At 61.2% G+C, this 26185-nt stretch carries 21 protein-coding genes; 7 read left to right on the top strand and 14 right to left on the bottom strand.

All coding sequences use genetic code 11. From position 1 onward, the window contains the following. Positions 1–4: 4 nt before the first annotated feature. The 4 genes from LG30_RS0100515 to arcB all read right to left on the bottom strand — a co-directional run bounded on the left by LG30_RS0100515 (position 5) and on the right by arcB (position 8639). On the bottom strand, positions 5–4288 hold the full coding sequence (locus LG30_RS0100515; RefSeq protein ID WP_033128755.1) for an ATP-binding protein: 4284 nt from the start codon (positions 4286–4288) through the stop codon (positions 5–7). Between the two features lie 142 nt (positions 4289–4430). Beyond that, a complete protein-coding gene (locus tag LG30_RS21230; RefSeq protein ID WP_081965923.1) occupies positions 4431–4634 on the bottom strand; it encodes a hypothetical protein in 204 nt (67 codons plus the stop codon). 287 nt (positions 4635–4921) lie between these two features. After that, positions 4922–6286, bottom strand: coding sequence for a dGTPase (gene dgt, locus LG30_RS0100505; protein WP_033128753.1), 1365 nt, complete (start codon positions 6284–6286; stop codon positions 4922–4924). 40 nt (positions 6287–6326) lie between these two features. Next, the gene (gene arcB / locus LG30_RS0100500; protein WP_033128752.1) at positions 6327–8639 is read right to left on the bottom strand and encodes an aerobic respiration two-component sensor histidine kinase ArcB; all 2313 of its coding nucleotides are present in this window, start codon (positions 8637–8639) and stop codon (positions 6327–6329) included. A 200-nt stretch (positions 8640–8839) separates the two neighbouring features. On the opposite strand from arcB, the gene LG30_RS0100495 reads away from it, so the two are divergent. Then, the gene (locus tag LG30_RS0100495; RefSeq protein ID WP_033128751.1) at positions 8840–9838 is read left to right on the top strand and encodes a DUF2860 family protein; all 999 of its coding nucleotides are present in this window, start codon (positions 8840–8842) and stop codon (positions 9836–9838) included. A 62-nt stretch (positions 9839–9900) separates the two neighbouring features. Here the strand turns inward: LG30_RS0100495 and LG30_RS0100490 are convergent, their stop codons facing one another. The 4 genes from LG30_RS0100490 to LG30_RS0100475 form a co-directional block, all read right to left on the bottom strand. Next, entirely contained in the window at positions 9901–10599 is a 699-nt protein-coding gene (locus LG30_RS0100490) for a DUF3334 family protein (protein ID WP_033128750.1), read from the bottom strand. Between the two features lie 135 nt (positions 10600–10734). Beyond that, positions 10735–11166 carry an HIT domain-containing protein gene (locus LG30_RS0100485; RefSeq protein ID WP_033128749.1) on the bottom strand — a complete coding sequence of 144 codons (432 nt, stop codon included), beginning with the start codon at positions 11164–11166 and terminating at the stop codon, positions 10735–10737. Between the two features lie 65 nt (positions 11167–11231). Continuing rightward, on the bottom strand, positions 11232–11852 hold the full coding sequence (locus tag LG30_RS0100480; RefSeq protein ID WP_033128748.1) for a DUF2057 domain-containing protein: 621 nt from the start codon (positions 11850–11852) through the stop codon (positions 11232–11234). A gap of 83 nt (positions 11853–11935) precedes the next feature. Further along, complete coding sequence (locus LG30_RS0100475; protein WP_033128747.1) at positions 11936–12835, bottom strand: LysR family transcriptional regulator; 900 nt, start codon at positions 12833–12835, stop codon at positions 11936–11938. 99 nt (positions 12836–12934) lie between these two features. Between LG30_RS0100475 and LG30_RS0100470 the strand changes: the two genes are divergently transcribed. Next, positions 12935–13537, top strand: a complete 603-nt coding sequence (locus LG30_RS0100470; RefSeq protein ID WP_033128746.1) for a short chain dehydrogenase — start codon at positions 12935–12937, stop codon at positions 13535–13537. Positions 13538–13675: 138 nt separating this feature from the next. Here LG30_RS0100470 and LG30_RS0100465 read toward each other — a convergent pair whose 3' ends face one another. From LG30_RS0100465 to dapA, 3 genes are all read right to left on the bottom strand, one after another. Then, complete coding sequence (locus LG30_RS0100465; protein ID WP_033128745.1) at positions 13676–14779, bottom strand: phosphoribosylaminoimidazolesuccinocarboxamide synthase; 1104 nt, start codon at positions 14777–14779, stop codon at positions 13676–13678. 191 nt (positions 14780–14970) lie between these two features. Further along, on the bottom strand, positions 14971–16098 hold the full coding sequence (gene bamC / locus LG30_RS0100460) for an outer membrane protein assembly factor BamC (RefSeq protein WP_152598958.1): 1128 nt from the start codon (positions 16096–16098) through the stop codon (positions 14971–14973). Beyond that, positions 16091–16978 (bottom strand): 4-hydroxy-tetrahydrodipicolinate synthase, encoded by an 888-nt coding sequence (gene dapA, locus LG30_RS0100455; RefSeq protein WP_033128743.1) that lies wholly within the window; start codon positions 16976–16978, stop codon positions 16091–16093. Before dapA ends, bamC begins: the two co-directional genes overlap by 8 nt. Before the next feature lie 195 nt (positions 16979–17173). Here dapA and LG30_RS0100445 point away from each other — a divergent pair, with 195 nt between their 5' ends. The 3 genes from LG30_RS0100445 (at position 17174) to LG30_RS0100435 (ending at position 19084) form a co-directional block, all read left to right on the top strand. Continuing rightward, positions 17174–17707 (top strand): glycine cleavage system transcriptional repressor, encoded by a 534-nt coding sequence (locus tag LG30_RS0100445; protein ID WP_033128741.1) that lies wholly within the window; start codon positions 17174–17176, stop codon positions 17705–17707. A 16-nt stretch (positions 17708–17723) separates the two neighbouring features. Beyond that, positions 17724–18203 (top strand): thioredoxin-dependent thiol peroxidase, encoded by a 480-nt coding sequence (bcp, locus tag LG30_RS0100440; protein WP_033128740.1) that lies wholly within the window; start codon positions 17724–17726, stop codon positions 18201–18203. 380 nt (positions 18204–18583) lie between these two features. Continuing rightward, complete coding sequence (locus LG30_RS0100435) at positions 18584–19084, top strand: YfbU family protein (protein WP_033128739.1); 501 nt, start codon at positions 18584–18586, stop codon at positions 19082–19084. Positions 19085–19136: 52 nt separating this feature from the next. Here LG30_RS0100435 and yfbV read toward each other — a convergent pair whose 3' ends face one another. Next, positions 19137–19577 carry a terminus macrodomain insulation protein YfbV gene (yfbV, locus tag LG30_RS0100430; RefSeq protein WP_033128738.1) on the bottom strand — a complete coding sequence of 147 codons (441 nt, stop codon included), beginning with the start codon at positions 19575–19577 and terminating at the stop codon, positions 19137–19139. Positions 19578–19879: 302 nt separating this feature from the next. Here yfbV and LG30_RS0100425 point away from each other — a divergent pair, with 302 nt between their 5' ends. Further along, positions 19880–21082 (top strand): acetate kinase, encoded by a 1203-nt coding sequence (locus LG30_RS0100425; RefSeq protein WP_033128737.1) that lies wholly within the window; start codon positions 19880–19882, stop codon positions 21080–21082. Between the two features lie 70 nt (positions 21083–21152). Then, entirely contained in the window at positions 21153–23318 is a 2166-nt protein-coding gene (gene pta, locus LG30_RS0100420) for a phosphate acetyltransferase (protein ID WP_033128736.1), read from the top strand. 528 nt (positions 23319–23846) lie between these two features. Here pta and ilvN read toward each other — a convergent pair. Then, a complete protein-coding gene (gene ilvN / locus LG30_RS0100415; protein WP_005311605.1) occupies positions 23847–24341 on the bottom strand; it encodes an acetolactate synthase small subunit in 495 nt (164 codons plus the stop codon). Then, positions 24341–26059, bottom strand: coding sequence for an acetolactate synthase 3 large subunit (locus tag LG30_RS0100410; RefSeq protein ID WP_033128735.1), 1719 nt, complete (start codon positions 26057–26059; stop codon positions 24341–24343). Before LG30_RS0100410 ends, ilvN begins: the two co-directional genes overlap by 1 nt. Positions 26060–26185: the final 126 nt, after the last annotated feature.

Genomic DNA, 26185 nt, shown 5'->3' with positions numbered 1-26185 from the left:
TGTGCTATTCATCGAGCCATAATCCAATTTCGCCTGTAATAGAATCCATCAATGCCTGTACCGTCTGGCTCAACTCGGTGAGCCTGTCCAGCTGCTTCAGGCGGGCCGCCGTCTCCAGCCGGGCCGCCTCTTCTGCCAGCGCGAGCTGCCCGACCATGCGGGCCGCCCCTTTGATGCGGTGCGCCGTCTCCACCAGTGCCTGGGCGTCTTGGCGTGCCAGCGCCCGCATCATGTCCTCGCTATCCTGGCGATTGGAGTCCAGATATTCCATCGCCATGCTACGCGCCAGCCCCTCATCACCAAACAAGGATAACCAGTTCAACCCCTGCTCCTGAACCCTGGCCTGCACGAGCGGCTCGGGCTCCCCCGACGGCAAGCTGGCGGTCGGTAGCCAGCGCTCCAGCGTCTGACGCAGGGTTTCCAGGCTATAAGGCTTGAACAACATGTCGTTCATGCCAGCGGCCTGCATCTGCAGGCTGGCCTCCTCCGAGGCATCGGCGGTGACCCCGATGATGGGCGCCTCCTCGCCTGCCGCTCGCAGGGTGCGCGTCAGGGTATAGCCGTCCATCACCGGCATGTGGCAATCGGTCAGCAGCAGGGCAAAGCCCTGTCCCTGCCAGGCGCGCAGCGCCTTCTCCCCATCATCCACCAGTTCGGCATCGATACCGAGAATGGCGAGCTGGCGGGCCAGCAGGGCACGGTTGACGGGGTGATCGTCGGCCACCAGCACCCGGCCCTGCAACTTGTCCCCCAAGGCCTGCACCGGTTGAGCCGCCCGTTCCCCCGACAGCTGGCGACAGGTCTCCAGCAACAGGTCGGGATAGAGCGGGGACTGACCCAGTCGCCACCAGGCATCCGAGCCCATCCGGCCACGCAGCGCCTCCTGTGAAGAGAGCACTATGCCCTTGAGCGAGGACTGCTGCAAATGCTGCAACCAGTCACCGCCGAGGGCTTGCTCCAGGTGACTCTCTTGTGCCAGCAGGCGTCCGCCGAGCGACGGCTGCCACTGGGCGGGCTCCAGTCGATGGAGCCTGGCGCCGAGCCGTTCCATCACCGACTGCAGCACAGCATCCTCGCCAAACCACCACCAATCCTGCCCTGCCAGCGGCGGCACATCCCACTGGCACTCGCTCAGGGGGATCCTGAAGGTCATCCTGGTCCCCACCCCGGGCTGACTCTCCAGCGTCAGGCTGCCCCCCATCTTCTGGGCCAGCTGATGACAGATGGCAAGCCCGAGCCCGGTTCCGCCGAAACGCCGGGTGATGTCGGACTCGACCTGCTTGAACGGGATGAACAGATTCGCCTGCTTCTCCAGGGGGATGCCGATCCCCGAGTCCTGAACGATAAACACCAGCCGATGGTCGTCATAACCGACCCGGATGTCTATCTGCCCCGACTCGGTAAATTTCACCGCGTTGTTGAGCAGATTCGAGATCACCTGCCCGACCCGAATGGCGTCGATGCTGGCCTGATCCGGCACCTCGGCGGCCCAGGCCAGGGTCACGCCGAGCCCCTTGCCATGGGCCAGGGTGGCGTGGCCACGGATGACATCGCAGATGACGGTGGTGAGCCTGCCCACTTGATAATGCAGTTGCAACTGGCCCGCCTCCATCTTGGAGAAGTCCAGGATGTCGTTGACCAGGTAGAGCAGGTGATTGGTGGAGGTCGAGACGTTGCGCAGCATATAGCGTTGATCGTCGTCCAGATCGCTCATCTGCAGCAGTTCCAGCATGCCGTGCATGCCGGAGATGGGGGTACGCAATTCATGGCTCATGGTCGCGAGGAAGCGGCTACGGGCCTGCATCGCCTCCTCCGCCACCGTTCTGGCCTGACGCAGCTCCAGCGCCTGTCGCTTCAGGCTGGTGATGTCCTGCACCACCCCGTTCAGGATGACCCCCTCGAGCCCCTCCTGATGCACGAAATGGCCCCGTATCTGCAGGTAGCAGGGGGTTCCGTGACGCATGATATCCACCTCAAGATCGAGGGGTTGCATGGTTCTGGCATGCCGTTCAACGGTCGCAACGAAGTCATGCAGGGCGGGGCCTGTCAGCCCCAAAATGGTGCTGCCGACGACGCCGCTATGCACCGGATCTTCGTCATAACCCACTATCTCCTTGAGCCCCTGGGAGGTATAGAGGAAGCGTCCGTTCCCCGGCCCAATCCAGTGATACTGATAGACGAGGCCCGGCATGCTGTCGGTGATCTGGGTGAGCCGGGTCTCCGCCTCCTGCGCAGCGGAGCGCGCCTGCTTCAGCTCGGTGACATCGGTCAGCACGGTCAGGATCCCGAGCCGCTTGTTATCGGGGCCGACAAACAGCCGCTTGGTGTAGAGCATCTGATGCAGCGCACCATCCGGCAGCTGGATCTCACCGCTGCCATTGAGCTCCTCGCCGCTCTCCCAGACCCTGGTATCCTCCTCGATAACCCTGGCCCGAATGGCTTCGGGTAGCCGATCCTGAAGCAACAGATAGCAGGAGCCGTTCAGATTCTCCCCCTGCAAGAACAACTGTCGGTACGCCCAGTTCGTCATCGCTATTTCATGGCGCTCATTGGTCAACACCACCTGATTGGGCAGTGCATCGAGCATCATCTGAACGAATGCCAGTTGTTCCTCCAGCCGTTGTTCCGCCTCTCGTCGCTGGCTTATCTGGCGACGCAGGGTCCGGTTCCAGCCCACGGACAACAGGACACAAAGCAGGAAGACACCGCCTCCGAGGGAAGACCAGAGCAGTACCTTGCTCGGATCCAGCCCCGTCTGTATGGTCAGGGAAAGCCACTTGTGATCCAGTCTGGCCAGCTCATCCGGCCGGATGGAGAGCAGCACCTTGCTCAGGATCTGCTGCAACATGGGATCTTGCTGCTGTATCGCCATGGCAACGGGGACCCTGAGCTCATCGCCCGAGAAGACCACCTGATAGTGATCGCTGAACCCCTTCTGCAATGACTGCCCCAGGGTGTTCATGCTGATCAGCGTGTAATCCACCTGATGGCTGTCTAGCAGCGGCAACAGCTGGGTGTCGCTGTCGGCGGTGACCATCACGGCCCCGACCCGCTCCAGCAGCAGTTGCTCCACAGATCCCCGCACCATCCCCACCCGGCGTCCCTTCAGATCCGCTGGGCTGGAGAGTTCATCCGTCCCCTTCCTCCCTACGATGACCCGATTGATGAAGGCATAATTCGGGGTAAACCGCATGGATCGACGACGCTCGTCGGTCGGGGTCATGGCGGGCACGAAATCCAGCTTGTTTGCCTCGAACTGCGCCAGGGTGTCGCCCCAGCTCGGCGTCGGCACCAGGCTGAACTGCAGGCCGGAGCGAGCGCTCATCAAGTCCAGCAGATCGGCGACAAAGCCCACCAACTGACCCTGCTTGTCGATATTGCTCATCGCCGGCCAGTTGGGCGCCACCCCATACTTCAGCACAGGGTGCTGCGCCAGCCAGTTCAGCTCCTCCTGGTTGAAGAGGTTCTGGCGTGGGCCATGCACCTGGCCATAATCGATGCCACCGCCCGCCTCCAGCACTTGCCTGCGTTCGCTGTCCGGGATGGAGTCCAGCACCCGTTGCAACAGGCTGTGCAATCCCAGATTGTTGGCCGTCATCACCATGGTCAGCCGGGTGGGTGGCACCCAGGATGGCGTGATCACCTGCAACTGGGCATGCTGACGCAAATGCTGCAGGCGGATCAGGGTCGGCAGGTCTGCCAGATAGGCATCCGCCAGCCCGCGCTTCACCATGAAGGCCGCCTCGTCGACACTGTCGGCCTCGCTGTGATCCTTCACCCCGAGCCGGATCAGCTCATTGCAGGCCCCAAAGCCCCGTATGCACACCCAACGCCAGCGCCTCGCATCGTCCAGAGCGGTCTCGGTCTGGGTGCGCGCAAGCAGTATCCCCCGCGGCACCCCCATGATATCCAGCGTCTTCAACGCCTGCTGCTGCGGTTTCTGCTCCGGTACCACCCCCAGCAGCAGATCGGTTTCACCATCGTTCAGCGCCTGCTGGGCGCGGGCATAATCGGGATAACCCCGGTACTTCAGCGTCAATCCCAGCTGGCTCGCCACCAACTCGGCAAAATCGTCAAGGGGACCGCTGAACCCACCCCGGCCATTGGTATAGACATAGGGGGGCCAATCCACCGTCGGCATGCCCACCACCAACTCGCTGCGCGACTCGAGCCAGGCTTGCTCCGCCCGGGCCAGGTTGTCGTGACTCAATGCGGTGGCAGCAGCCGTCACCAGGCTCCAGCAGGCGAGCCAGCACAACAAGATGAGACGATAGCAACGGCGCAACATAATGAACTCCCATACGAACAGGGGGGTGATCATAGAGTTTTTGGTTAAATGTGCGACTAATAAATGCGTGTCGCCTTCATCTGGATATAAAAATGGCAGGCCGAGGCCTGCCATCGAGGAGTTCGGGGCCAGGCCCCTCACCTCAGGTTATTCGATTCCCGAGGCGGAAGCCGGTTTGAAATTCCCGCTCACGCACATGGGAAACCTGCACATTCATGCCTTCCAGGCCGATATCCTTCAACATGGCCGGGGAAAGGTGCAGGTAGCTGACGCGCCGCTCCAGTCGGGTGATCCGTTTCTGAACCAGGGATTCGACGGTGCGCAGCAGAGTGAGTTCGATAGACATATGATTCTCCAGTTGAACATGCGGTTCTCCCGGAGAGAGGACATCACCCTGCGGGATAACCGCGGGTGATGAAAAGGCAGGTGTTACCTGTTCCCTCCACGCGGTAAATAACGAGCACGAATCTTCGCGCTGCTCATGCAGCGATCGAACGCAACGTTGAACATGGAATGTTGCATATTCGTCTCCTTACCGAGTGAAAGTTGAACAAGTTGCCACAGTCTAGAAAAACACCGAATGTTGTGCAATATCTGTCCCACCCATATGGGTGGGATGCCTGATGAAGCCTCTCAGATCCCGGACAACAATCTGAACTCCTCCAGCGCATAGGTATCCGTCATGCCGCTGACGTAGTCGAGCAGCAAGCGCACCCTGTAATACCACTCCTGCTCCGCCGCGGAGGCGAAGCGGGGATCCGCGGTGGCCACCGCCAAGCGGTACGCCTTGAGGTGGCGGGCCGAGAGCCGGTGAAACAGCCGGCGGGCGAAGAACAACTCGCTCCCGCCCTTGCCAGCCAGCAGCCGCTCGAACTGGGAGGCCGGCAGCGCCAGCAGGCAGGCATAGGTCGACAGCACCCCGCGCAGGGCGGCGTAGCCCTCCAGCTCCAGCGCTTCAACCTCGGGGCGCATGAACACCAGCTCACGGGCCACCTGTTTGAGGGTATCGAGCACCCGCGCCGCCGGCGCCTGACCGTGCAGCAGCGCCTGGGGATAGGCGCCGCTAAGAACAGCCTCGTGCTCGCTCACATAGGTATCGGCCGCCAGCATCACCAGATCCCGGGTGAGCTGCTGACGAAAATGGGGGAAGAAACCCCGCTCGGAGGCGCCGGCATCCGCCAGCAGCCCTGCCATATAGTCCCCTTGATCGGCGCCGCGCAGTGCCTGCAACAACTCGCCAAGGCTGAGGATCCGTCTGTCCACCGCATCTTCGAGATCGGCGATGCAGTAGGAGATGTCGTCCGCCGCTTCCATGATGTAGACCAGCGGATGGCGACAGCCCGGTGCCAACCCCAGGCTCTGGCCGAGGGCGCTGTAGAGCGGCTGCTCGCTGAAGAAGATGCCACGCTTGCTGGTCCAGCCGTGGTGCTGGCCATAATGCAGGCCGGGCTGGGGCTGCTGCGGGTATTTGCACAGGGCCGCCAGCTGGCCCAGGGTCAGGTTCAGCTCGTGCAGGCTGTGCACCAGTCGCAGGCTCTGGGCGTTGCCATCGAACACCAGCAAGTCCTGGCGCAGCTCGGCCCACTGCGGGCTCGGCAGCTGGTCATGGGCGCTGGCAAAGAGATCATCCAGCGCCTGTGTCAGCCACTGACTCATCACCTGCTCGCCGAAATGGCCGAACGGCGGGTTGCCGACATCGTGCAGCAGGCAGGACATCTCCACCAGGTTGATGAAGGCCCCTTCGCACACGGTGCCGGCAGGCAGCAGGGCCAGGATGCGGCGGCTGATCTGGCGGCCCGTCTCCTGCACCTCCAGGGAATGAGTGAGGCGGCTGCGCACCGAGGCCTTCACATCCAGCGGAAAGACCTGGGTCTTCTGCTGCAGGCGACGCACCGGGGCGGCCTGCACGATGCGCGCGCGATCCTGTTCGGTCGCCTCCAGCAGGGGCTCCTCGCCCCAGCTGTGAATTCGCAGTGACGGGATCAGGCGCTGATACATGGGTCTGTCTCCTTGGCGTTGATGACAATCGGCGAGCGGCTCAGGAGAGCAACCAGCGGCGCAATCGAGCGATGTCTCCCGGGTATTCCCGGCGTAGCGTCTCAATCCAGTCTTCCACGTTCTCCCACCAGGCGGGATGATCCGGGCTCTGGATCAGCTGCGCCGTCTGTTGCAGGCGGCGCAGACCGATGGAGCCGGCCGCCCCCTTGATCTTGTGCGCCTCCTCAACCACCCCGGCCTGATCCTTGGCAATCATGTTCGAATCGAGCACCGCCATGTAGTCGGGCATCATCTTCTCGAACAAGTCGACGCTGGAGAGCAGGATCGGCTTGCCGACCGTGCTGGCGTAATCGGTGAGGAAGGGCAAGTCCAGCAAGGCATCCTGATTGCTCGCATCCTCTATGGCATCGGCCTCATCGAAGGCCAGATCCGCAAACAGGTGGCCTATCACCTCCCGCACCGCCTTGGATCCGAGCGGCTTGTTGATCACATCCTGCATGCCGCGATCCCGATAATACTGGCGATCCCCCGTGGTATTGGCGGTGAGCGCCACCATGGGGGGCAGGCTGTCGCCGTAGCGCGCCAGCAACTGGGCTGCCACATCGAAACCGGTCATGTCCGGCAGCTGGATGTCGAGCAGGATCAGATCGAAGTCATCCGGGTTGGCCATGGCCAGCGCCTCTGCGCCATCCCGTGCCACCTTGACCTCATGGCCCAGCTTGCTCAGCAGGGCGCAGGCCACGGTCACGTTTAGCTCCACGTCCTCCACCAGCAGGATGTCGAGGGACGGCAGCTCTTGCTCCGGCTCGATGGCCTGAGGTTCGACGCAGTCCACCTCCAGCTCGGCGGTGAAGCAGGAGCCCTCGCCAGGATCGCTGTCCACATAGAGCTGACCGCCCATGGCCTGCACCAGCTGGCGGGAGACCGCGAGGCCGATTCCAGTGCCGGTGGCGTGTTTCTTGCCCTGCACCTGATAGTACATGGCGAAGATCTTCTCCTGCTGGGCGCGGGGGATGCCGACCCCGGTGTCTTCCACCTCGAAGTGCAGCGCCAGCTTGCCCGGCACATCGGACGCGTGGGAGAGGCAACGCACCGTCACCCCACCCTCGTCGGTAAACTTGACCGCATTGCCCACCAGGTTCCACAACACCTGGCGCAACCGGGTGCCATCGGCCATCACGAACTGCGGCATGTCGCCGTCCCTGTCGAAATGCAGATAGAGCCCCTTCTGCTCCGCCTGGATGCGCGACAGGGTCTCCAGCTCGTCGAGGAAGGCGGGCAGGTCGATGCGGGTCGGCGCGATTTCCAGCCGGCGGCGGTCGAGTTTGTCCAGATCGATGATGTCGTTGAAGATGTTGCCGAGCGTCACGGCACTGAGGTGAATGGTCTTGAGCTGCTGGTGCCGCACGGGGTCGAGCGGCGTGTCCATCAGCATCCGGCTCAGGCCAACGATGCCGTTGAGCGGGGTGCGCAGCTCGTGGCTGATGGTGGAGATGAAGGTGGTCTTGTCGCGGCTCGCCTTCTCCAACTTGTCCTGATACTGCTTGCGCTCGGTGATGTCCCGGCCAAAGCCAAGCAGACCGAGCCGCTTGCCGAAGCGGTCGAAGAAGGGCACCTTGCGCAGCTCGAAGTAGGCCTTGCGGCCATCCGGATACTCCAGCCACTGCTCATAGGTGAGCGGCTCGTTGTTGGCGAAGACCTGCTTGTCGGTCTCCACCACCTTGCTGGCGATATCCTGTTTGTAGACATCGAAGGGAGTCAGGCCGATGAGATCCGCCTCGACCCGGCCGGTCAGCTCCTCCATGGCACGATTGCAACCGGAGAACTGCTCCTCCTCGTTGCGGTAATAGACCAGATCCGGCGAGCAGTCGATGAAGGAGCGCAGCAGGGCGGTGCGCTCTCCCAGATGCAACTGGGCCTTCTCACGCTGGAACACCTCGTTCTCCAGATCCTCGATCGCCTGCTGGCGCAGGGTCTCGGCCCTGTTGGTCTCGGCTATCTGGGCATTGAGACGGTGAATGTTCTCCTGCAACTGGCTATTGAGTTCGAGATCCCGCTCGCGCATGTCTTGCAGCTTCGCCACCAGACGGCTCAGGCGCTGGCGAGAATCTTCCAGCTGATCCACCACGATGGAGAGAAAATAGACGGCCCAGGGCGTCACCAGCAGGCCGAAGAAGACCGAACGCACCAGGTCGACGATGTCCACCGTGCCGCGCAGGAACAGGGTCACCCCCATCTGGATGGAGACCGCCAGTACGATGATGCAGGCCGCCAGCAACATGCTGAAACGCACCAGCCCCAGCTTGGTCATCAGGTCGACATAGTACTGCGCCCAGGATTTGATTTGCTTCATCTCGTTATTTTCTCCCCGCGATTGCGCAAACAGAATACCAGTACGGCGCCCCGAACTCTTGCCCGTTGCATCTTAAATTATTGATTAACGTCACACTCCTACTGGGGTAGCATGCCCGCATCCAGTCAGCTCCAGTTCAGCAAACGAATCCGAGCCAGACTACCGCCGCCATCATCCCTCACTGTCAGGAGCCCTTACCGATGCGTAATCCCGTTCTGCTGAGTCTCGGCCTGCTGGTCGCCACCACCGCCCACGCCGACCTTGGTGCCATTCCCACACAATCGGGCTGGTCCGGTTTTCTGCTGGGGGGCGTCACCGCCAGCAGCCATGAATCCAATTTCTATGCCGGTGGTGACAGCAACAGCCGTATCGACAACCTCGGCTCCCCGAGCAGCGAGAGCGCGTTCTCTCCCCTCATCAACGCCGACATCCGCTACACCTTCGCCGATACCCGCACCCAGGTGTTCCTCGGCAACCTCATCCAGGATGCGCTGCGCTTCGACTTTACCCAGCAGCTCGGGATCCGCCAGGCCATGGGGGACAAGGGCATAGTGGCCGGTTCAGTGGTGTTCAACGTCATGCCGGTCGAGCTGTGGAGCGATCCCTTCGCCACCGGGGTGGATCGCAGTTCCACCGATGCCAAGTCAAAAGGGGTGCGCTTCGCCTGGGACAAGATCTGGGGCAGCAACTTCAACGGCAGCATCACCAGCCGGGAAGTGGATCTGGACGAGGAGCGCAGCGGCCAGCAGTACGACCTGGCCCACGGCACCCACTATGCCCCCATGCTGGATCGCAACGGCAAGGTCAACAACATGGAGCTCTCTTACCAGTGGCACTTCGGCGATGGCCAGGTGCTGGAGCCCGCCATTCTCTACAAGCAGGCCAAACTCGACGGCAGCGCCGAGAGCTTCAAGAACACCGGTCTGCAGCTGACCTATGCCAAACGCGGCCCCCAGTGGTCCATCGTCAGCAACGCCTACATGGGCAAGCGCGACTATGACGAGGCAAACCCGCTCTTCGGCCAGCGCGCCGATGCCAAGGAGTTTGCTCTCACCGGCACCTTCTTCTGGCACCGTCTGCTCGGGGTCAAGGATCTCACCGGCGTCATCACCGCGGCTTACAGCCAGGCCGATTCCGACATCGCCTTCTACGACAACCAGACCAGCGTCTTCAGCACCGGCCTGCTCTACAACTTCTGAGTCGTTGCCGATACAAACAACAAGGCCACCCCTAGGGTGGCCTTGTTGTTTGTGGCGAACTGTCAGAGCCCGAGGGAGTTCAGCAGATCGTCGTGATCGTTGCTGGCGGGTGCCGCCGGTGCGGGAGCGGGTTTGGCTGCCGCCAGCTTGGCCTGGGCGATCAACTCGTCCGGATCGACCTCCTCCTGCACTCCGCCATCGTGGATCCGGATAAACTCGGTCCTGTCCATCGCCAGCTCCAGATAGAAGATGTTGTTGGTGGCGGTGAAGAAGGTGACCCGGCGGGTCTCGGGGTTGTCGAGGTTGGTGTCGACACTCAGCATCACCTGCTTGTTCAAGGCCAGCATCTTGGGCTGGTTCTGGGTGATGTGAGTCTGCAGCTCGCGGCCGACCTTGCCGGTGAAGCTGCCGACAATCTGGTTCATCAGCTCGCCCATGACGTTGCTCACCTCGTCAGAGGTGTGAGAAATAGCGAGATCTTCTTTGGAAAGCCCCATGCTTAGCATGTAACTCTGGTAAAGCTCCATGGCCGCCGCGGCGGAGAAGTTGATCACCACCAAGCCGGAGAAGCCGCCGTCGAACAGCACGAAGCAGCCGATGTCAGGCTTGAGGCAAGTCTTGCTGATCCGCTGCACCATGCCGGAGAAGCGGACCTGACTCATGGTCGCCGCGCTCAATACCGTCGTCACCGAATTGCACAGGCTCAGCAGCACGTCCTCTGTGGTGAATACGGCATCATCCTCGGATCTTGTCACTATCATGGAACCTTCCTGCTGATCGAAAAAAGTGGGCTTGTCTGTCTCGTCACTCATGTCACCACGCGCCCGGCCGTCGCGCTAACAGATAATGCGATTCTGGCGTCGAAACCGCGAGCCGGCTCCCACTTGACGACTTTGTCAGTCGGCAAGCGGGCTGAATCCACTCAAGGTGGCCAGGCGGGCTCGCCAGTTATCGGCCTCGCGCTGCAAATCTTGCGCGCTATATGGGACAGCAGGATGAGCCCCCCAGATGGGGCCAGGCCAGGCGGGATCCGTGCTGAAACGGCAGACGTGGTGCAGGTGCAACTGGGGCACCAGGTTGCCCAGCGCCGCCACGTTGATCTTGTCGGGACTGAGCGCCTGCTCCATCAGGCTGGCGACGGCGCAGGACTCCTGCATCAACTGTTGCTGCTGGGGGGGGGCCAGATGGTGGATCTCCCGCAAGTCGGCGACCCGTGGCACCAGGATGAGCCAGGAATATTGGCTGTCTTTGGCGAGCAGGACGCGGCACAGCGGCAGATCCCCGAGGGACTTGGTATCCGCCAGCAGGCGGGGATGCAATTCAAACATAAGAACCTCGTCGGTAGGAGGGCACATCGTTGGATGCGCCCACGTTACTGCAACGGGGGGCAAACTTAAAGCCGGGGCACGGCCCAGCCGATGAAGCGCTTGCGAAGCTCGGGATCCGCCTGCAGGAACAGCTGCTGCAGTTGCCTCTCCAGCTCGTTGGCGGGCACGGAGGCGGTCTGAGTCTCTCCCGGCGCAGTGGCCGTTGCCGCCGCCGTCATCAGCGCCGCCTTGCCCGCGCCGCGGTTGTACTCCGCCAGCCGGGCCGGCCAGTCCATGCCGATCTGCATGCCCTTGATTGCCAGCTCATCCTGCACCGCCGCCACTGGCTGTCCTGCCCCTTGCAGGCTCATGGCCGGGGCCTTGGCGTAGCGCTCCATCCCGTTCTCATCGGTGGGAACCGCGGCCTGCAGTTTCAGCTGCAGGCCCCGGGCCTCATAGCGGATCACCTGGGGCTCGGAGCGGATCTGGCGATCGTTGTCGCTGCTGTTGCGACTCGGGATCACCCCCTCATAGCGCACCAGCAGCTGTTGTTCGCCATCGGCCAGCACCGCGTGCCGATCATCCTGCAACTTGCCGTCGCTCACCGTCAGGATCCGGAAATCCTGGGGCACCTCAACCCGCACCTCGGCCTGCGCCACGCCGCCGCACAGCAGCATGATCCCAATCCAAACTTGATGACGCTTCATTCCCTGCCTCTCTTTGATCGCGATGATGGCGCAGGCTAGCAGCCGGATATGACAGAAAAATAACGCAGCTCGGAACAACAACTTCAGAGCAAGTAATGGGGCCGCTCGGCGAACCACTGGGCCAGCACCTGCTTGAACAGCCGGATCTTGCGCGGCACCCGCCGCTGCTGGGCATGGAGCACGTGCAGCGGGTGCAGCCCCGTCTGCCAGTCCGTCAGCACGGCCACCAGCTCCCCTTTGGCCAGGCTGGCCTCCACCAGCATCAGCGGGCACTTGGCGTAACCCATGCCGGCGTGGACCAGTTGCAGCAGGGTGCTGTAGTGGTTGGCCCGCACTCGCCCCTGCACCGGGATCTGCACCTCCTCCCCCTCCTTGCGAAAGTGCCACTGCTCCCAGGCGGGGTTGCTCCCCTGCCGCAGACAGGTGCGGCCGCCGAGCTCGTAGGGGGTGGCCGGGATCCCTTCTCGCGCAATCAGGGCCGGGCTCGCCACCACCATGTCCTTCAAGCGACCGAGCGGCAGCGCCACCAGGTTGTCCGGCACCCGCTCCATGGCGCGCAGGGCGATGTCGTGCTCCCCCTGGCTCATGTCGATCATGGCGTTGGTGAAGTTGAGCTCGACCTCGACCCCGGGACAGAGCGTGGCGAAACGCGCCAACAGCTCGCTCACCATGCGATCCCCGGTACTGACCGGGCAGGTGAAGCGCAGCCGGCCGCTGTCCTCCTCGGTCAGGGCCTGGATGTCCTGCTCCGCCTGCCGGGCCAGCGCGAAGATCTGCCCCGCCTGCAGATAGAGGGTCTTGCCCGCCTCCGTCAGGCTGAGCCGGCGGGTAGTGCGCTGCAACAGCTGGGCATTGAGGGACGCCTCCAGCGCGCTGACGTGGCGGCTCAGCATCCCCTTGCTCACCCCCATCAGGTCAGCGGCGGCGGAGAAGCTGCCCCCTTTGACCACCTCATAGAAGCTAGCCAGGTGACTAACGTCCATCTATTAACTCCAATATGGAAACAATACGTTCATGCTAAGCGCTTTTTCTTCTTTTTATGCCGACTAAAATGATAAATATCCCAAACAGGAGTGACCAAGATGAAAATCGTCATAGTGGGTGCCTCAGGCACCGTCGGATCCGCCGTCAGCGAGTTGCTTGCCAGAGACCACGAGGTGATCCGGGTCGGCCATCGTCAGGGAGATGCCACCGTCGACATGACGGATGGCGCCTCCATCGCCGCCCTGTTTGCAGGCATAGGCCGGTTCGATGCCCTGGTGGTGGCCAGCGGCAACGTCGCCTTCAATGCCTTGACCGAGCTGACGGACGAGCAGTGGCAGACAGGGCTCGAGAGCAAGCTGATGGGCCAGATCAGGCTGACCCGCGCCGCCATACCGCACCTCAACGATCGGGGCTCCATCACCCTGATCGGCGGCATCCTGAGCGAGGAACCCATCAACTGGGGGGTCAGCGCCAGCACCATCAACGGCGCCATCGAGCACTTCGTGCGCGCCGCCGCCTGCGAACTGCCACGAGGCCTGCGCATCAACGTCATCAGCCCGACCGTGCTGGAAGAGTCCATGGACAAGTACGCCGACTTCTTCCCGGGCTTCGTGCCCGTGCCCGCCGCCCGGGTGGCCCAGGCCTACAAGAAGTCGGTGCTGGGGGTGCAGAGCGGCCAGGTGTTCAGGGTCAATGGCTAACGCCTGCTCAAACCAGCTGACATCCCAATAAAAACGGGCCCCGCAATGGGGCCCGTTCGTTTGTCACCTCGGCGGTGCCGCCAGTCTCTCACCATCAGCAAACGTTTGTTTGTCGATGGCAAAAAAAGGCGGCAAGCCTCAGTCAACGAGGTCGTACTGAGTGCGCAAGACCTCAATGATCTCCTGCTTCGGATTGGCACTGCGCACCAGCGGCTGACCGATGATCTTCTCGGCGATCCCCACGTAGGTGTTGGAGATGTCCATCATCACTTCGGTGGGCAGCTTGTTGTCACGGGCCAGGGCGAAGCGCTCAGGCATGCGATGCTTGTTGAGCAGAATGTCCGGATCCGGGAAGTGGTTCAGCAGCCACTGGCGGAAGCCCTCTTTCGACTTCTCGATGATCTCGCCATCGCGCAGGGCTTGGCCGTCCCAGATGCGGGAGCTGTCGGGGGTGCCGACTTCATCCATGTAGATGAGCTTCTCATTGCCGGCAGCGTCCTTGACGTAACCGAACTCGAACTTGGTGTCGACGAAGATCTGATCCAGCGCAGCCAAAGCATCGCTGATCACGTTGAAGCCTTCCTTGAGCAGCACTTCGTAGCGATCGATGTCGGCCGGTGTGCTGAAGTTGAAGCTCTGGCAGTGGCGCTCGATGTCGGCACGGGAAATGTTGACGTCGTCGGCCTCCGGTATCCCTTCCAGCCCCTTGAGCACGCCCTTGGTGGACGGGGTGATGAGGATCTCGGGCAGCTTCTGATCCTTCTTCAGCCCTTCCGGCAGACGGATGCCGCAGAAGTCGCGCTCACCGTCCTTGTAGGCACGCCACATGGAACCGGTGATGTACTGGCGGGCGATGGCCTCGATCATCACGGGACGGGCTTTCTGCACTATCCAGACGAAGGGGTGCGGAATGTCCAGGATGTGACTGTCGGCCAGTCCCTTCTCCTTGAACAGCTTGAACCAGTGGCTGGAGATGGCATTGAGTGCGGCACCCTTGCCCGGCACGCCGTTCAGCCCGTCCACGCCCTGCCAGATGCAGTCGAAGGCCGAGATGCGATCGCTGATCACCATGATGGCGAGCGGTGCATCGGCCGGTACGTCATAGCCTTTCTCTCTGATGAGCCGGGCACTGTCCGCCTGGGTCAACCAGTAGACGCTGCGCACTTTGCCGGAATGGACAGGTTTATCGGTACGGATCGGCAAATCGTCATTCACCGCCAATACTTGATCTGCAAGACTCATGGCTTTTAACACTTCCTGTTGTGGGACTGATAAAACAGGAGCTCCAGGCCCCTGTTTGTGGGGGTAAACATAATGAAGCGAGAGCACTACCCCCTTTATAAACTGGGGGATTCACTTAACAAACAAGAGTACTAGGCTCCCTGTTTGTATGGGAATTCATAAAACAAAACAGGGGCACCAGGCCCCTGTTTCTATTCTGCTTTTGCTGCTGCCTGATCGGCCTGCCCCTTGGCAAACGCCTCGGACAGGCTGATGTACATCTGGGAGATGATCCCGGATGCGACCGGCTTCTTGTCCTTGTCGAACAGGGTGATGGAGGTCTTGCCTCCCGCCATCTCGCCGAGCTGGAAGCGATATGCCTCTTCCTCCAGCTTGAAGGGTTCGGCGCCCTTGGCCTGCCAGAAGTCGCTGCCCGGATCGTCATACTCGACGTCGATCCAACCCAGGGACTGCTGGGTGTCCTTGATGGTGAAGCCGTAACCCGGCAGCACCTGGTTGAGGCGCCGCCACACCTGCTCGAAGGAGCCGTCGGCGATCCAGGCGCTCAGCTCGTTGTTGTCCAGACCCAGCTCCATGCCCATGCCATCGCTGGACTTGTGCTGTTCGCGCGCCTTGAGCTGCTTGTCGTAGTAGAGGGAGAACTGGTTCAGGGCCCGGGTCGCGTAGCGCTGGGCATCGGCGGCGGTCAGCGCCGTGCTGGTCTCACCGTCGTAGGTCTCTTCGTGCTCCAGCACCCGCACCGACATGTTGACGGCGTGACGCTGGGCATCGTTGCTCAGGGTGAATTGGTAGCGCTGACGGATCTTGAAGTCTTCGTCCTCTTCACCCCAGCCATCGAGTGCGACCGTATTGTCGAACCAGCCGGTCTGCAACACGCCGGCCTGCTGATCCAGCTTCTCGGTGGTCACCTTGTGCTGGGCCAGGAAGTTCATCAGGAAGGCCCAGGTATCGCGCTCCACGCTCTGGCTGGTGCTCAGGGCATAGAAGGCCAGGGTGGGCTCGCTGGCCTTGGTCACCACCTGGCTGCCCGGTACCACGGTCAGCAACTGGGCGGGTGGGCGCACATCGACCTTGGCACCCAGGGCACCCTCGCGGCTGCTCTCGGGCAGGGCCGGAATGTCGAAACTGCTGTTAAAGGCGGGGGTACTCAACCCGGCGGGTACGAGGAAGGCGCGACCTTCGAGGCGGCTCTCTTCATACTCGAAGCCACGGTTGGCCATCTTGCGATCCTGGGGTGAGCTACAGGCTGCCAACACGGCAACGGTCGCGACACTCAGCACCAGGCGCACTGCATTTCCCTTTCCATTTGCTTTAAACACTCGCCATCAACTCCGCAGTCGTCAGTGCTCGCGTCATCGCCTGTTCTCCCTCTGGGGTGAGGTCAGTCAGCGGCAGACGCAAGGTCGCCGTCGCCATCAATCCCAGTCGGGCGCAAGCCCACTTCACCGGGATGGGACTCGGTTCGCAGAACAGAGTCTGATGCAACGGCATCAATCGATTGTTGATATCATACGCCCGTCCGGCATCGCCAGTCAGCGCAGCACGACACATGTCGGCCATTTGGGCCGCCGCAATATTGGTGGTGACCGAGATGACTCCATCGCCCCCTTGCAGCATAAAATCACATCCACTGGCATCATCGCCACTATATAGCGCAAAATCCGGCCCGCACAGCTCCCGCAGCAACGGGGTGCGACTCAAATCGCCGGTGGCCTCTTTCAGACCTATGATACCGGGCACCTTCGCCAGCCTGGCCACCGTCTCCGGTTTGAGATCGCAGCAGGTGCGACCGGGCACATTATAGAGAATTTGGGGCAGACCACTAGCCTCGGCGATCGCACAATAGTGACGATAGAGGCCTTCCTGGGTCGGTTTGTTGTAATAGGGGGTCACCGAGAGGCCCGCCACCACGCCCATGTTGGCGAAACGCCTGGAGAGTTCGATGGCGTGAGCGGTGCTGTTGGAGCCACAGCCGGCGATGACCGGAATGCGGCCGGCGGCGAACTCGACGGTTTTCTCCACCACGGCGATATGTTCCTGCTCGGTCAGGGTGACCGACTCTCCCGTGGTGCCCACCGCGACGATGGCACTGGTGCCGGCGTCGACATGATAATCGACCAGGGCTGCCAGACTGGTCCAGTCGATGTCACCCGAGGCCAGCATGGGGGTAACGAGCGCAACAATACTACCGCGTAACATGGATTTTTCTCCCGATTTTCAGGGGCGTTATGGTAAAGCTGCCCCCTTTGAAAAACAAGGGAGGCAAGGGACAAGCCGTGATACCATCCGCCCTAAAAATGATGCACGAGAGCAGGACATGCTCCAACGCTTGGCGGCCATGCCCATGAATAGCGCTCGCAGTCATCGCATTCGCACTAATGGACGAGGACATTTATGACTCACTACCTGGTCGTAACGGCCATCGGCACGGATAGACCTGGCATCGTCAATGAGGTTACCCGCCACGTCAGTGGCTGCGGTTGCAACATTGTCGACAGCCGTCTTGGCATCTTTGGTAACGAATTCACCTTCATCATGCTGTTGTCCGGTGACTGGAATAGCCTGATGCAACTCGAAATCAGTCTGCCCCTGCGCAGCCAGGAGTGGGATCTCATCACCATGATGAAGCGCACCGAGCGCCACCACTCCCTGCAGTACGACATCAGCGCCAGTGCCGAGGTCCTGATCCGGGATCAGCCCGGCATCGTCAGCCAGTGCACCCAGTTCTTCAGCGATCATGGTTGGGACATCCAGGCCATGCAGACCATTACCCTCGAACAACAGCCGTTCAACCTGCTCAAGGCGAGCTTTCAGTTGAACCTGGCCAAGCAGGGAGAGTCTAGTGAATCCAAGGCGGCCTTCGCCGAATTCTGTCGTGAACTGGGCGCCGAATCGTTCGAGTTCCTCATCAATCACAAATACGCCTGACGGCTCAGGAGACCCCATGCAACCACTACAAGCTGGCACCCAGGCCCCCGACTTCTCTCTCTCCGATCAGGATGGCAATCAGGTTAGTTTGTCCTCCCTGCGCGGCAAGAAGGTGCTCATCTATTTCTACCCCAAGGCGATGACCCCGGGTTGCACCACCCAGGCCTGCGGCCTGCGTGACGTCAACGCCGAGCTGGCTGCCCTCAACGTGGTGGTACTCGGCATCAGCCCGGATCCGGCCAAGCGCCTGAAAAAGTTCGAGGAGCGCGACAGCCTGAACTTCCGCCTGCTGGCGGATGAGGATCACGCGGTCGCCGATGCGTTCGGCGTCTGGGGCCCGAAGAAGTTCATGGGCAAGGAGTACGACGGCATCCATCGGCTGAGCTTCCTCATCGACGAGGAGGGCAAGGTGGCCCACCGTTTCGACAAGTTCAAGACCAGCGATCACCATCAGGTGGTGCTCTCCCTTATCAAGGGCCAGTCGGCGGACGCTTGAATCACCTCGCACCTGATAGAAAGAGGGCCTGCAGTTGCAGGCCCTCTTTGCTGATGCACTTCGTCTTCAGAAACTACGGGGCACGCGGCTGCCTGCCCCGCCCCACCTGCGAGCCCTGGGCCGCGGCGAGATCCTTATGATGGCTTGCACCTGATGGGGTGACTTGGTGGTATATCATCTGGCATGGCCAAATGACGCTTACATTTTTGCCTCTCCACCACACAATTCAAGTCGGCCAGGACACATTTAATTAACCAGGTCGCCGGCGGTTTTGATTTCCCCTCTCCCGTTTTTCTCGCCAACCTCCCCTACCAGATCAAAAAATTCATCTTAGATATGGGTTAACGTGGCTGCAGATTCATTTTCCAGTGAGACAGCCCATGAATATGAGCCACACCGAACGCCTGATCCTGAGCAATCAGTACGAGATCCTGGCCAAACTCAATCCGGAAAAGGCGCCGTTCTACCAGCGCGCCAGCACCATAGTCGAGCGCGGCTACTGCCTGCAGATCCTCGAGCTGGAGAAGAGCTTCGGTCATCTGGATCTCGCCACCTGCCAGGAGGTGCTGGACACTCTGGAGCTGCACCATGCGCTGGCCATCTCCTGGGGCAACCTGGACGCCGCCAGCCAGGCCGAGGTGAACGCCAGCCGACTGAGCTTCAACGGCTACAGCCGCAGCCAGGAGCGGGAACTGGCGGATTATGTCTGCTTCCTGCTGGAAGTGGACAAGCGCTTCCCCGAGCTGCCGTGCCCCTGTGACGAGCTCTCCAGCGACATCGCCATGCGTGACAAGTACCAGCGCATGCTGGCGGCCTGGCGTCAGTGCCCCCGTCAGTACAAGCTCTCCATCCAGGAGATCAGCAAGGTGCTGGCGGCCTGAAAAAACAGATGAAAAAGGCGCCCTTGGGCGCCTTTTTGGCCGTGCTACCGGCTCATTCGTAGAGGAAGGATTTGTCCAGCTGCTTGAAGGCGGCATTGAGGGTATCGGCCAGCTCCTCATAACGGGGCCGCGCCACCAGCTGGCGGTGCCCCCCCTGCTCGTTCATCTTGCCGTTGATCTCCCGGTACCAGCTGGCAAGAGAGGGAGGCAACCGGGTGTCGGCGCGCTGACCGAGCCAGTAGTAGCCCTGCAGCGGCAGGCTGAGCAGAAACAGCACGGAGGCCATGACCGAGGGCCAATAATGCTGTTCGCCGAACTGGAACTGCAACATGACGCTGAGCACGGCGAGGGCCGGAATGATCTTGAGGGCAAACTCGGTCGCCTTGATCACCCGATTCTCCGGGAACATGGAATTAAGCTCGGGACGGCGCGGCCAAAGAGTCATATAATGACGGCCTTGCTGTAATTTAGTTCCAAAAATGTTCATGCTCATACTACCTCCGAGCTCTTTTTGAACGTATTAACGGCAAAACCTCGACAATATTTGAGGTTCAATAACAAAGGTTGAGGATGACTTTGTTATTTTTCAACAATCAGGTTATCCTTTGAGCGCCTAATTTTTACGCCAACGGCCTGCCGTTGGCCAGTCAGGGACGTCTGGATTTCGGGTCTTGTATCACTATACAAGGGGCAAGCAACAGATTGCCAACCCTCATAAGGATAAGTTGATTGTTTTTGGACGCTCCGCGTCCGGCGCATCCTCCAACCCAACCCAATCTGCGATAGGATTTATTCATGAGTAAGCTGGTTCTTGTTCTTAACTGTGGCAGCTCGTCCCTGAAGTTTGCTGTCATTGACGCAACCACCGGTGATGATCTGCTGTCCGGCCTGGCCGAGTGTTTCAACCTCGACGACGCCCGCATCAAGTGGAAACTGAATGGTGAAAAGGGTAGCGCCGATCTGGGTGCCGGTGCCGCTCACCAGGAAGCGCTGGACTTCATTGTCCACAAGATCCTGCCGCTCAACCCGGAGCTGTCCAAGAACCTGATCGCCATCGGCCACCGCGTGGTTCACGGCGGCGAGCAATTCACTTCCTCCGTGCGGATCTGCAAAGACGTGATCGCCGGTATCGAAGCCGCCATTCCTTACGCTCCGCTGCACAACCCGGCGCACCTGATCGGTATCCGTGCCGCGCTGAAGGTGTTCCCTGAGCTGGCCGAGAAGAACGTCGCCGTGTTCGACACCGCCTTCCACCAGACCATGCCGGAAGAAGCTTTCCTGTACGCCCTGCCGTACAAGCTCTACAAAGAGAACGGCATCCGTCGCTACGGCGCCCACGGCACCAGCCACTACTACATCAGCCTGGAAGCCGCCAAGCAGCTGAACAAGCCGGTATCCGAGCTGAACATCATCAACTGCCACCTGGGTAACGGCGGCTCCGTCTGCGCCATCAAGAATGGCCAGTCCGTCGACACCTCCATGGGTCTGACTCCGCTGGAAGGCCTGGTGATGGGTACCCGTTCCGGTGATCTGGATCCGGCGATCATCTTCTTCCTGCACGACAAGCTGGGCATGAGCGTGGCCGAGATCAACACCATGCTGACCAAGGAATCCGGCCTGCAGGGTCTGACCGAAGTCACTTCCGACTGCCGTTTCGTTGAAGACAACTACGACAGCAAGGAAGAAGCCAAGCGCGCCATGGACGTGTACTGCTACCGTCTGGCCAAGTACATCGGCGCTTACGCCGCCGCCATGGACGGTCGTCTGGATGCCGTGGTCTTCACCGGTGGCATCGGCGAGAACTCCGCCCCGATCCGTGAAATCACCCTGAACAAGCTGGGCCTGCTGGGCTTTGACGTCGACCACGACGCCAACCTGGCCGCTCGCTTCGGCAAGGGTGGCGAGATCACCAAGGCTGGCTCCACCAAGGCCCTGGTTATCCCGACCAACGAAGAGTGGGTCATCGCCCACGACGCGCTGGAACTGGTCGGCGCATAATTTAGCTGTAGAGCAAGGCCGCCCCCGGGCGGCCTTTTCCTGATCCCAAAAAATGAACAAGGGGTAATAAGTGGCACGCACTATTATGCTCATCCCGGTCGGCACTGGTGTCGGCGTAACCTCCGTGAGTCTTGGCGTCGTTCGCGCCATGGAACGTCACGGTGTCAATGTCAGCTTCTTCAAACCGGTGGCTCAGCCGCGTCCGGGTGAAACCGGTACCGAGCGCTCCACCGCCGTGATCCGCGCCGCCGCCAACATCAATCCGCCCGAGCCGTTCGCCCTCTCCTACGCCGAGAACATGATCACCTCCAGCAACACCGATATCCTGCTGGAAGAGATCGTGGCTCGCTTCGAAGAGCACGTGAAGAGCAGCGGTGCCGAAGTGGTGGTGATCGAAGGTCTGGTCCCGACCGACAAGCAGCCGTTTGCCAACAAGCTGAACTACGACGTGGCCAAGGCGCTGGATGCCGACATGGTGTTCGTGACCCATCCGGGCAACGACTCCAGCCAGAAGCTCAAAGAGCGCATCGAGCTGGCCTGCTCCAACTTCGGTGGCGTCAGCAACCCGCGTATCGTGGGCTGCGTGATCAACAAGGTCGGCGCACCGGTTGACGAGCATGGCGTGACCCGCCCCGATCTGACCGAGATGTTCGAGGCTCATCACCACACCTCCGACTCCGCTCATAACCTGGAAGTGCTGCAGGTCTTCGGCAAGAGCCCGCTGCGCATCCTCGGCTGCATCCCCTGGAACACCCAGCTGATCGCCCCGCGCGCCAAGGATCTCGCCAAGCACCTGGCCGCCAAGATCCTGCACAAGGGTGAGCTGGACAGCCGTCGCCTGCAGACCGTGACCTTCTGTGCCCGCTCCATCCACAACATGATCGAGCACTTCCGTCCGGGCAGCCTGCTGGTGACCTCAGGCGATCGCTCCGACGTCATCGTCTCCGCCTGCCTGTCCGCCATGAATGGCGTCAAGCTGGGTGCCCTGCTGCTGACCGGTAACTATCATCCGGAGCCGCAAGTCATCGCCCTGTGCCAACAGGCCATGGCCACCGGCCTGCCGATCATGATCACCGGCACCAACACCTGGCAGACCGCCGTCAGCCTGCAGAACTTCAACGTCGATATCCCGGAAGATGACCGCGAGCGGATCGAGCTGGTGCAGGACTATGTGGCTGGCCACATCGACAAGCACTGGATCGAGTCTCTCTCTGCCAAGTCCACCCGCTCCCGTCGTCTGAGCCCGCCGGCGTTCCGTTATCAGCTGACCGAGCTGGCCCGTCAGGCCAACAAGCGCGTCGTGCTGCCGGAAGGGGAAGAGCCGCGCACCATCAAGGCTGCCGCCATCTGTGCCGAACGTGGCATCGCCCGTCCGGTCCTGCTGGGCAACCCGGAAGAGATCCGCCGCGTCGCCGAACAGCAGGGTGTGGTACTGACCGATCGCGTCGAGATCATCGATCCGCTGGAAGTGCGCGAGCGCTATGTGCCGCGTCTGGTCGAGCTGCGCAAGAGCAAGGGCATGACCGAAGTGGTCGCCCGCGAACAGCTGGAAGACAACGTGGTGCTGGGCACCATGATGCTGGAACGTGGTGAAGTGGATGGCCTGGTCTCCGGCGCCGTGCACACCACCGCCAATACCATCCGTCCGCCGATGCAGATCATCAAGACTGCCCCGGGTTCGTCCCTCATCTCCTCCATCTTCTTCATGCTGCTGCCTGATCAGGTGCTGGTGTACGGTGACTGCGCGATCAACCCGGATCCGAGCGCCGAACAGCTGGCCGAGATCGCCATCCAGTCCGCCGACTCCGCTGCCGCCTTCGGCATTGAGCCGCGCGTCGCCATGATCTCCTACTCCACCGGTACCTCTGGCGCCGGCGCGGACGTAGAGAAAGTGCGTGAAGCGACCGAGCTGGCCAAGGCCAAGCGCCCGGATCTCATCATCGATGGCCCGCTGCAGTACGACGCGGCCATCATGGAGAACGTGGCCAAGTCCAAGGCACCGAACTCACCGGTCGCGGGTAAAGCCACCGTGTTCGTGTTCCCGGACCTGAACACCGGCAACACCACCTACAAGGCGGTACAGCGCTCCGCCGAGCTGGTCTCCATCGGCCCCATGCTGCAAGGCATGCGCAAGCCGGTCAACGACCTGTCCCGCGGCGCCCTGGTGGACGACATCGTCTACACCATCGCCCTGACCGGTATCCAGGCCGCCCAGGCCGAGGCAGCCGAAGCATAAGTTCGCCCTATGCTGACACTGCTAAAAAACCCGCCGAGAGGCGGGTTTTTTTATGGCTGGCAGGCGAGCTGTTGATCCGCAAGATCAAATCAGGATCCTGAGCGGATCTACTTTCCTGGTGCTGGGCCTCGTCTGACAAGGCCCCGGCGATAAGCAAACGCTCACCAGCTCGCCAAGGATTGCACAATTGCGATCCAGCCAGGATCAAATCAAAATATCCTTTTAAGATCAGTCAACTAACGCCAGACACACCGCTAATCTACAGAGTTTTCCACAGCTTTTGTGGATAGTTTACCGATCATTTGAAAGAAAATGACAGACTCACCCTTTCCCTTGCCCCGGCTCGCGCCCGTGAAAAAGGGCTCCGAGGAGCCCTTTGTGGATAACCAATTGACCGGCAGGATGAGTCAGAGACGCAGCGCCTTGTCAGCCCGGGAAATCCTGCAGACAGCTTGAGGCGCACCACCCTACGAAATAACAAAGGGGCTCCGAAGAGCCCCTTTTGGATGATGCAGCCAACCAGCGGTATCAGGGGCGCAGTGCCTTGTCGGCGCGAGAGATGCCGCAGACCCCTGAGCGCACCACCTCGATGATCTCGTTGGTCTGAGCCGCCGTCTTGATGAAGGCGTCCAACTTCTCGCTGGTGCCCACCAGCTGCACCGTGTACTGCTCCGGGGTCACGTCGACGATCTGACCGCGGAAGATATCCGCCAGCCGTTTCAGCTCGTCACGGGCACCGCCAGCGGCGCGCGCCTTGACCAGGGCGATCTCCCGCTCGATGTGTTCCCCTTCGCTCAGGTCACACACCTTGAGCACGTCCACCAGCTTGTGCAGCTGCTTCTGGATCTGCTCCAGTACCCGCTCGTCACCCATGGTGACGATTGTCATGCGCGACAGGGTCGGATCCTCGGTGGGGGCCACCGTCAGGGTCTCGATGTTGTAGCCGCGCTGGGAGAAGAGGCCCACCACACGACTCAGGGCGCCGGATTCGTTTTCCAACAGAACGGAAATAATATGTCTCATCAGGTTCTCTCCGTCTTGCTCAGCCACATCTCGTCCATGGCACCAAACTTGATCTGCATCGGATAGACATGCTCATCCGGGTCGACCGAGATGTCCATGAACACCAGCCGATCCTTCAGGGCGAAGGCCTTCTCCATGGCACTCTCGAGCTCCGCCGGATCGCTCACCGCGATGCCGACGTGGCCATAGGCCTCCGCCAGCTTGACGAAGTCCGGCAGGGATTCCATGTAGGAATGGCTGTGGCGGCCGCCGTAGAACATCTTCTGCCACTGCTTGACCATGCCGAGGGCGCGGTTGTTGATGGAGATGATCTTGATGGGCACCCCGTACTGCAGACAGGTGGAGAGCTCCTGGATGTTCATCTGTACCGAGCCGTCACCGGTCACGCAGCAGACCACCGCATCCGGGTTGGCGAACTGGGCGCCCATGGCGGCGGGAATGCCGAAGCCCATGGTGCCGAGACCACCGGAGTTGATCCACTGGCGTGGCTTGGCAAACGGATAGTAGAGGGCGGCGAACATCTGGTGCTGGCCCACGTCCGAGGCGACGAACGCCTCCCCCTTGGTCACCTTGTACAGCGCCTCGATAACCTGTTGCGGCTTGATCAGGGTGGGCGAGGTCTCGTAGGCCAGGCAGTTGCGGGAACGCCACTGGGCGATCTGCTCCCACCACTCCGCCAGCGCTTGCTTGTCGTTGTCAAAGCCACACTCGCGGATCACTTCCAGCATCTGCTCCAGCACGGTTTCCACCGAGCCGACGATGGGCACATGGGCCTGCACCGTCTTGGAGATGGAGGTGGGATCGATGTCGATGTGGACTATGGTCGCATTGGGGCAGAACTTGGCCACGTTGTTGGTGACGCGGTCGTCGAAGCGGGCACCCACGGCGAAGATGAGATCCGCGTTGTGCATTGTCTTGTTCGCTTCGAAGGTGCCGTGCATGCCGAGCATGCCGATGAACTGCGGATGGGTGCCGGGGAAGGCCCCGAGTCCCATCAGGGTGGTGGTCACCGGCAGGTTCAGCAACTCGGCCAGCTTGGTCACCAGATGATCCGCATTGGCGTTGATGGCGCCACCGCCCACGTACATGACCGGACGCTGGGCCTCGGTCAACAGCTTGGCTGCCCGCTTGATCTGGCCCTTGTGTCCGGCCTTGGTCGGATTGTAGGAGCGCAGGGAGACGGACTCGGGATACTGATAGGGGAACTTCTCCTTCGGGTTCTGCACATCCTTGGGCAAGTCCACCACCACCGGCCCCGGGCGGCCGCTGGCAGCAATGTAGTAGGCCTTCTTGATGGCGTCGGGGATCTCGCTGGCCTTCTTGCACAGAAAGCTGTGCTTCACCACCGGGCGGGAGATACCGATCATGTCGGTCTCTTGAAACGCATCTTCCCCTATCATGCTGGTCGGCACCTGACCGGACAGGATCACCAGGGGGATCGAGTCCATGTAGGCGGTGGCGATGCCGGTGATGCAGTTGGTGGCACCGGGGCCCGAAGTGACCAGCACTGTGCCCACCTTGCCGGTGGAGCGGGCGTAACCGTCAGCCATGTGCACTGCGGCTTGCTCGTGCCGCACCAGGACATGCTCCATCTTGCCGTTTTCGAAGAGAGCGTCATAGATGTCGAGCACTGAGCCACCAGGGTAGCCGAACACGTGCTCCACTCCCTGATCTTCCAGCGCTCTAACCACCATCTGGGCGCCTGATAACATCTCCATGATAAAGCCCTCCAGGCTTTGCTCCGTTAAGCGAAAGCTATCGACAGTCCGCTGCTTCCCGGCAACGCCAGTCCGTGTCTTGTTGTTGTCTGAATACAGACCAGGCGAGTACGGAGCTGTCGATAG

This window comes from Aeromonas aquatica (assembly GCF_000764655.1).
Taxonomy (GTDB): domain Bacteria; phylum Pseudomonadota; class Gammaproteobacteria; order Enterobacterales; family Aeromonadaceae; genus Aeromonas; species Aeromonas aquatica.
The sequence above is the reverse complement of the archived record's forward strand: the minus strand, read 5'-3'. Positions and strand labels throughout refer to the sequence as shown.

Coding starts and splice junctions, on each gene's coding strand:
- LG30_RS0100495 (WP_033128751.1), top strand. CDS start 8,840: ATGCGTAATCCCGTTCTGCTGAGTCTCGGCCTGCTGGTCGCCACCACC.
- LG30_RS0100445 (WP_033128741.1), top strand. CDS start 17,174: ATGACTCACTACCTGGTCGTAACGGCCATCGGCACGGATAGACCTGGC.
- LG30_RS0100480 (WP_033128748.1), bottom strand. CDS start 11,852: ATGAAGCGTCATCAAGTTTGGATTGGGATCATGCTGCTGTGCGGCGGC.
- LG30_RS0100485 (WP_033128749.1), bottom strand. CDS start 11,166: ATGTTTGAATTGCATCCCCGCCTGCTGGCGGATACCAAGTCCCTCGGG.
- LG30_RS0100410 (WP_033128735.1), bottom strand. CDS start 26,059: ATGGAGATGTTATCAGGCGCCCAGATGGTGGTTAGAGCGCTGGAAGAT.
- LG30_RS0100515 (WP_033128755.1), bottom strand. CDS start 4,288: ATGTTGCGCCGTTGCTATCGTCTCATCTTGTTGTGCTGGCTCGCCTGC.
- dgt (WP_033128753.1), bottom strand. CDS start 6,286: ATGTATCAGCGCCTGATCCCGTCACTGCGAATTCACAGCTGGGGCGAG.
- dapA (WP_033128743.1), bottom strand. CDS start 16,978: ATGTTACGCGGTAGTATTGTTGCGCTCGTTACCCCCATGCTGGCCTCG.
- yfbV (WP_033128738.1), bottom strand. CDS start 19,577: ATGAGCATGAACATTTTTGGAACTAAATTACAGCAAGGCCGTCATTAT.
- LG30_RS0100435 (WP_033128739.1), top strand. CDS start 18,584: ATGAATATGAGCCACACCGAACGCCTGATCCTGAGCAATCAGTACGAG.
- LG30_RS0100490 (WP_033128750.1), bottom strand. CDS start 10,599: ATGATAGTGACAAGATCCGAGGATGATGCCGTATTCACCACAGAGGAC.
- LG30_RS21230 (WP_081965923.1), bottom strand. CDS start 4,634: ATGTCTATCGAACTCACTCTGCTGCGCACCGTCGAATCCCTGGTTCAG.
- LG30_RS0100470 (WP_033128746.1), top strand. CDS start 12,935: ATGAAAATCGTCATAGTGGGTGCCTCAGGCACCGTCGGATCCGCCGTC.
- arcB (WP_033128752.1), bottom strand. CDS start 8,639: ATGAAGCAAATCAAATCCTGGGCGCAGTACTATGTCGACCTGATGACC.
- bcp (WP_033128740.1), top strand. CDS start 17,724: ATGCAACCACTACAAGCTGGCACCCAGGCCCCCGACTTCTCTCTCTCC.
- LG30_RS0100465 (WP_033128745.1), bottom strand. CDS start 14,779: ATGAGTCTTGCAGATCAAGTATTGGCGGTGAATGACGATTTGCCGATC.
- ilvN (WP_005311605.1), bottom strand. CDS start 24,341: ATGAGACATATTATTTCCGTTCTGTTGGAAAACGAATCCGGCGCCCTG.
- LG30_RS0100425 (WP_033128737.1), top strand. CDS start 19,880: ATGAGTAAGCTGGTTCTTGTTCTTAACTGTGGCAGCTCGTCCCTGAAG.
- LG30_RS0100475 (WP_033128747.1), bottom strand. CDS start 12,835: ATGGACGTTAGTCACCTGGCTAGCTTCTATGAGGTGGTCAAAGGGGGC.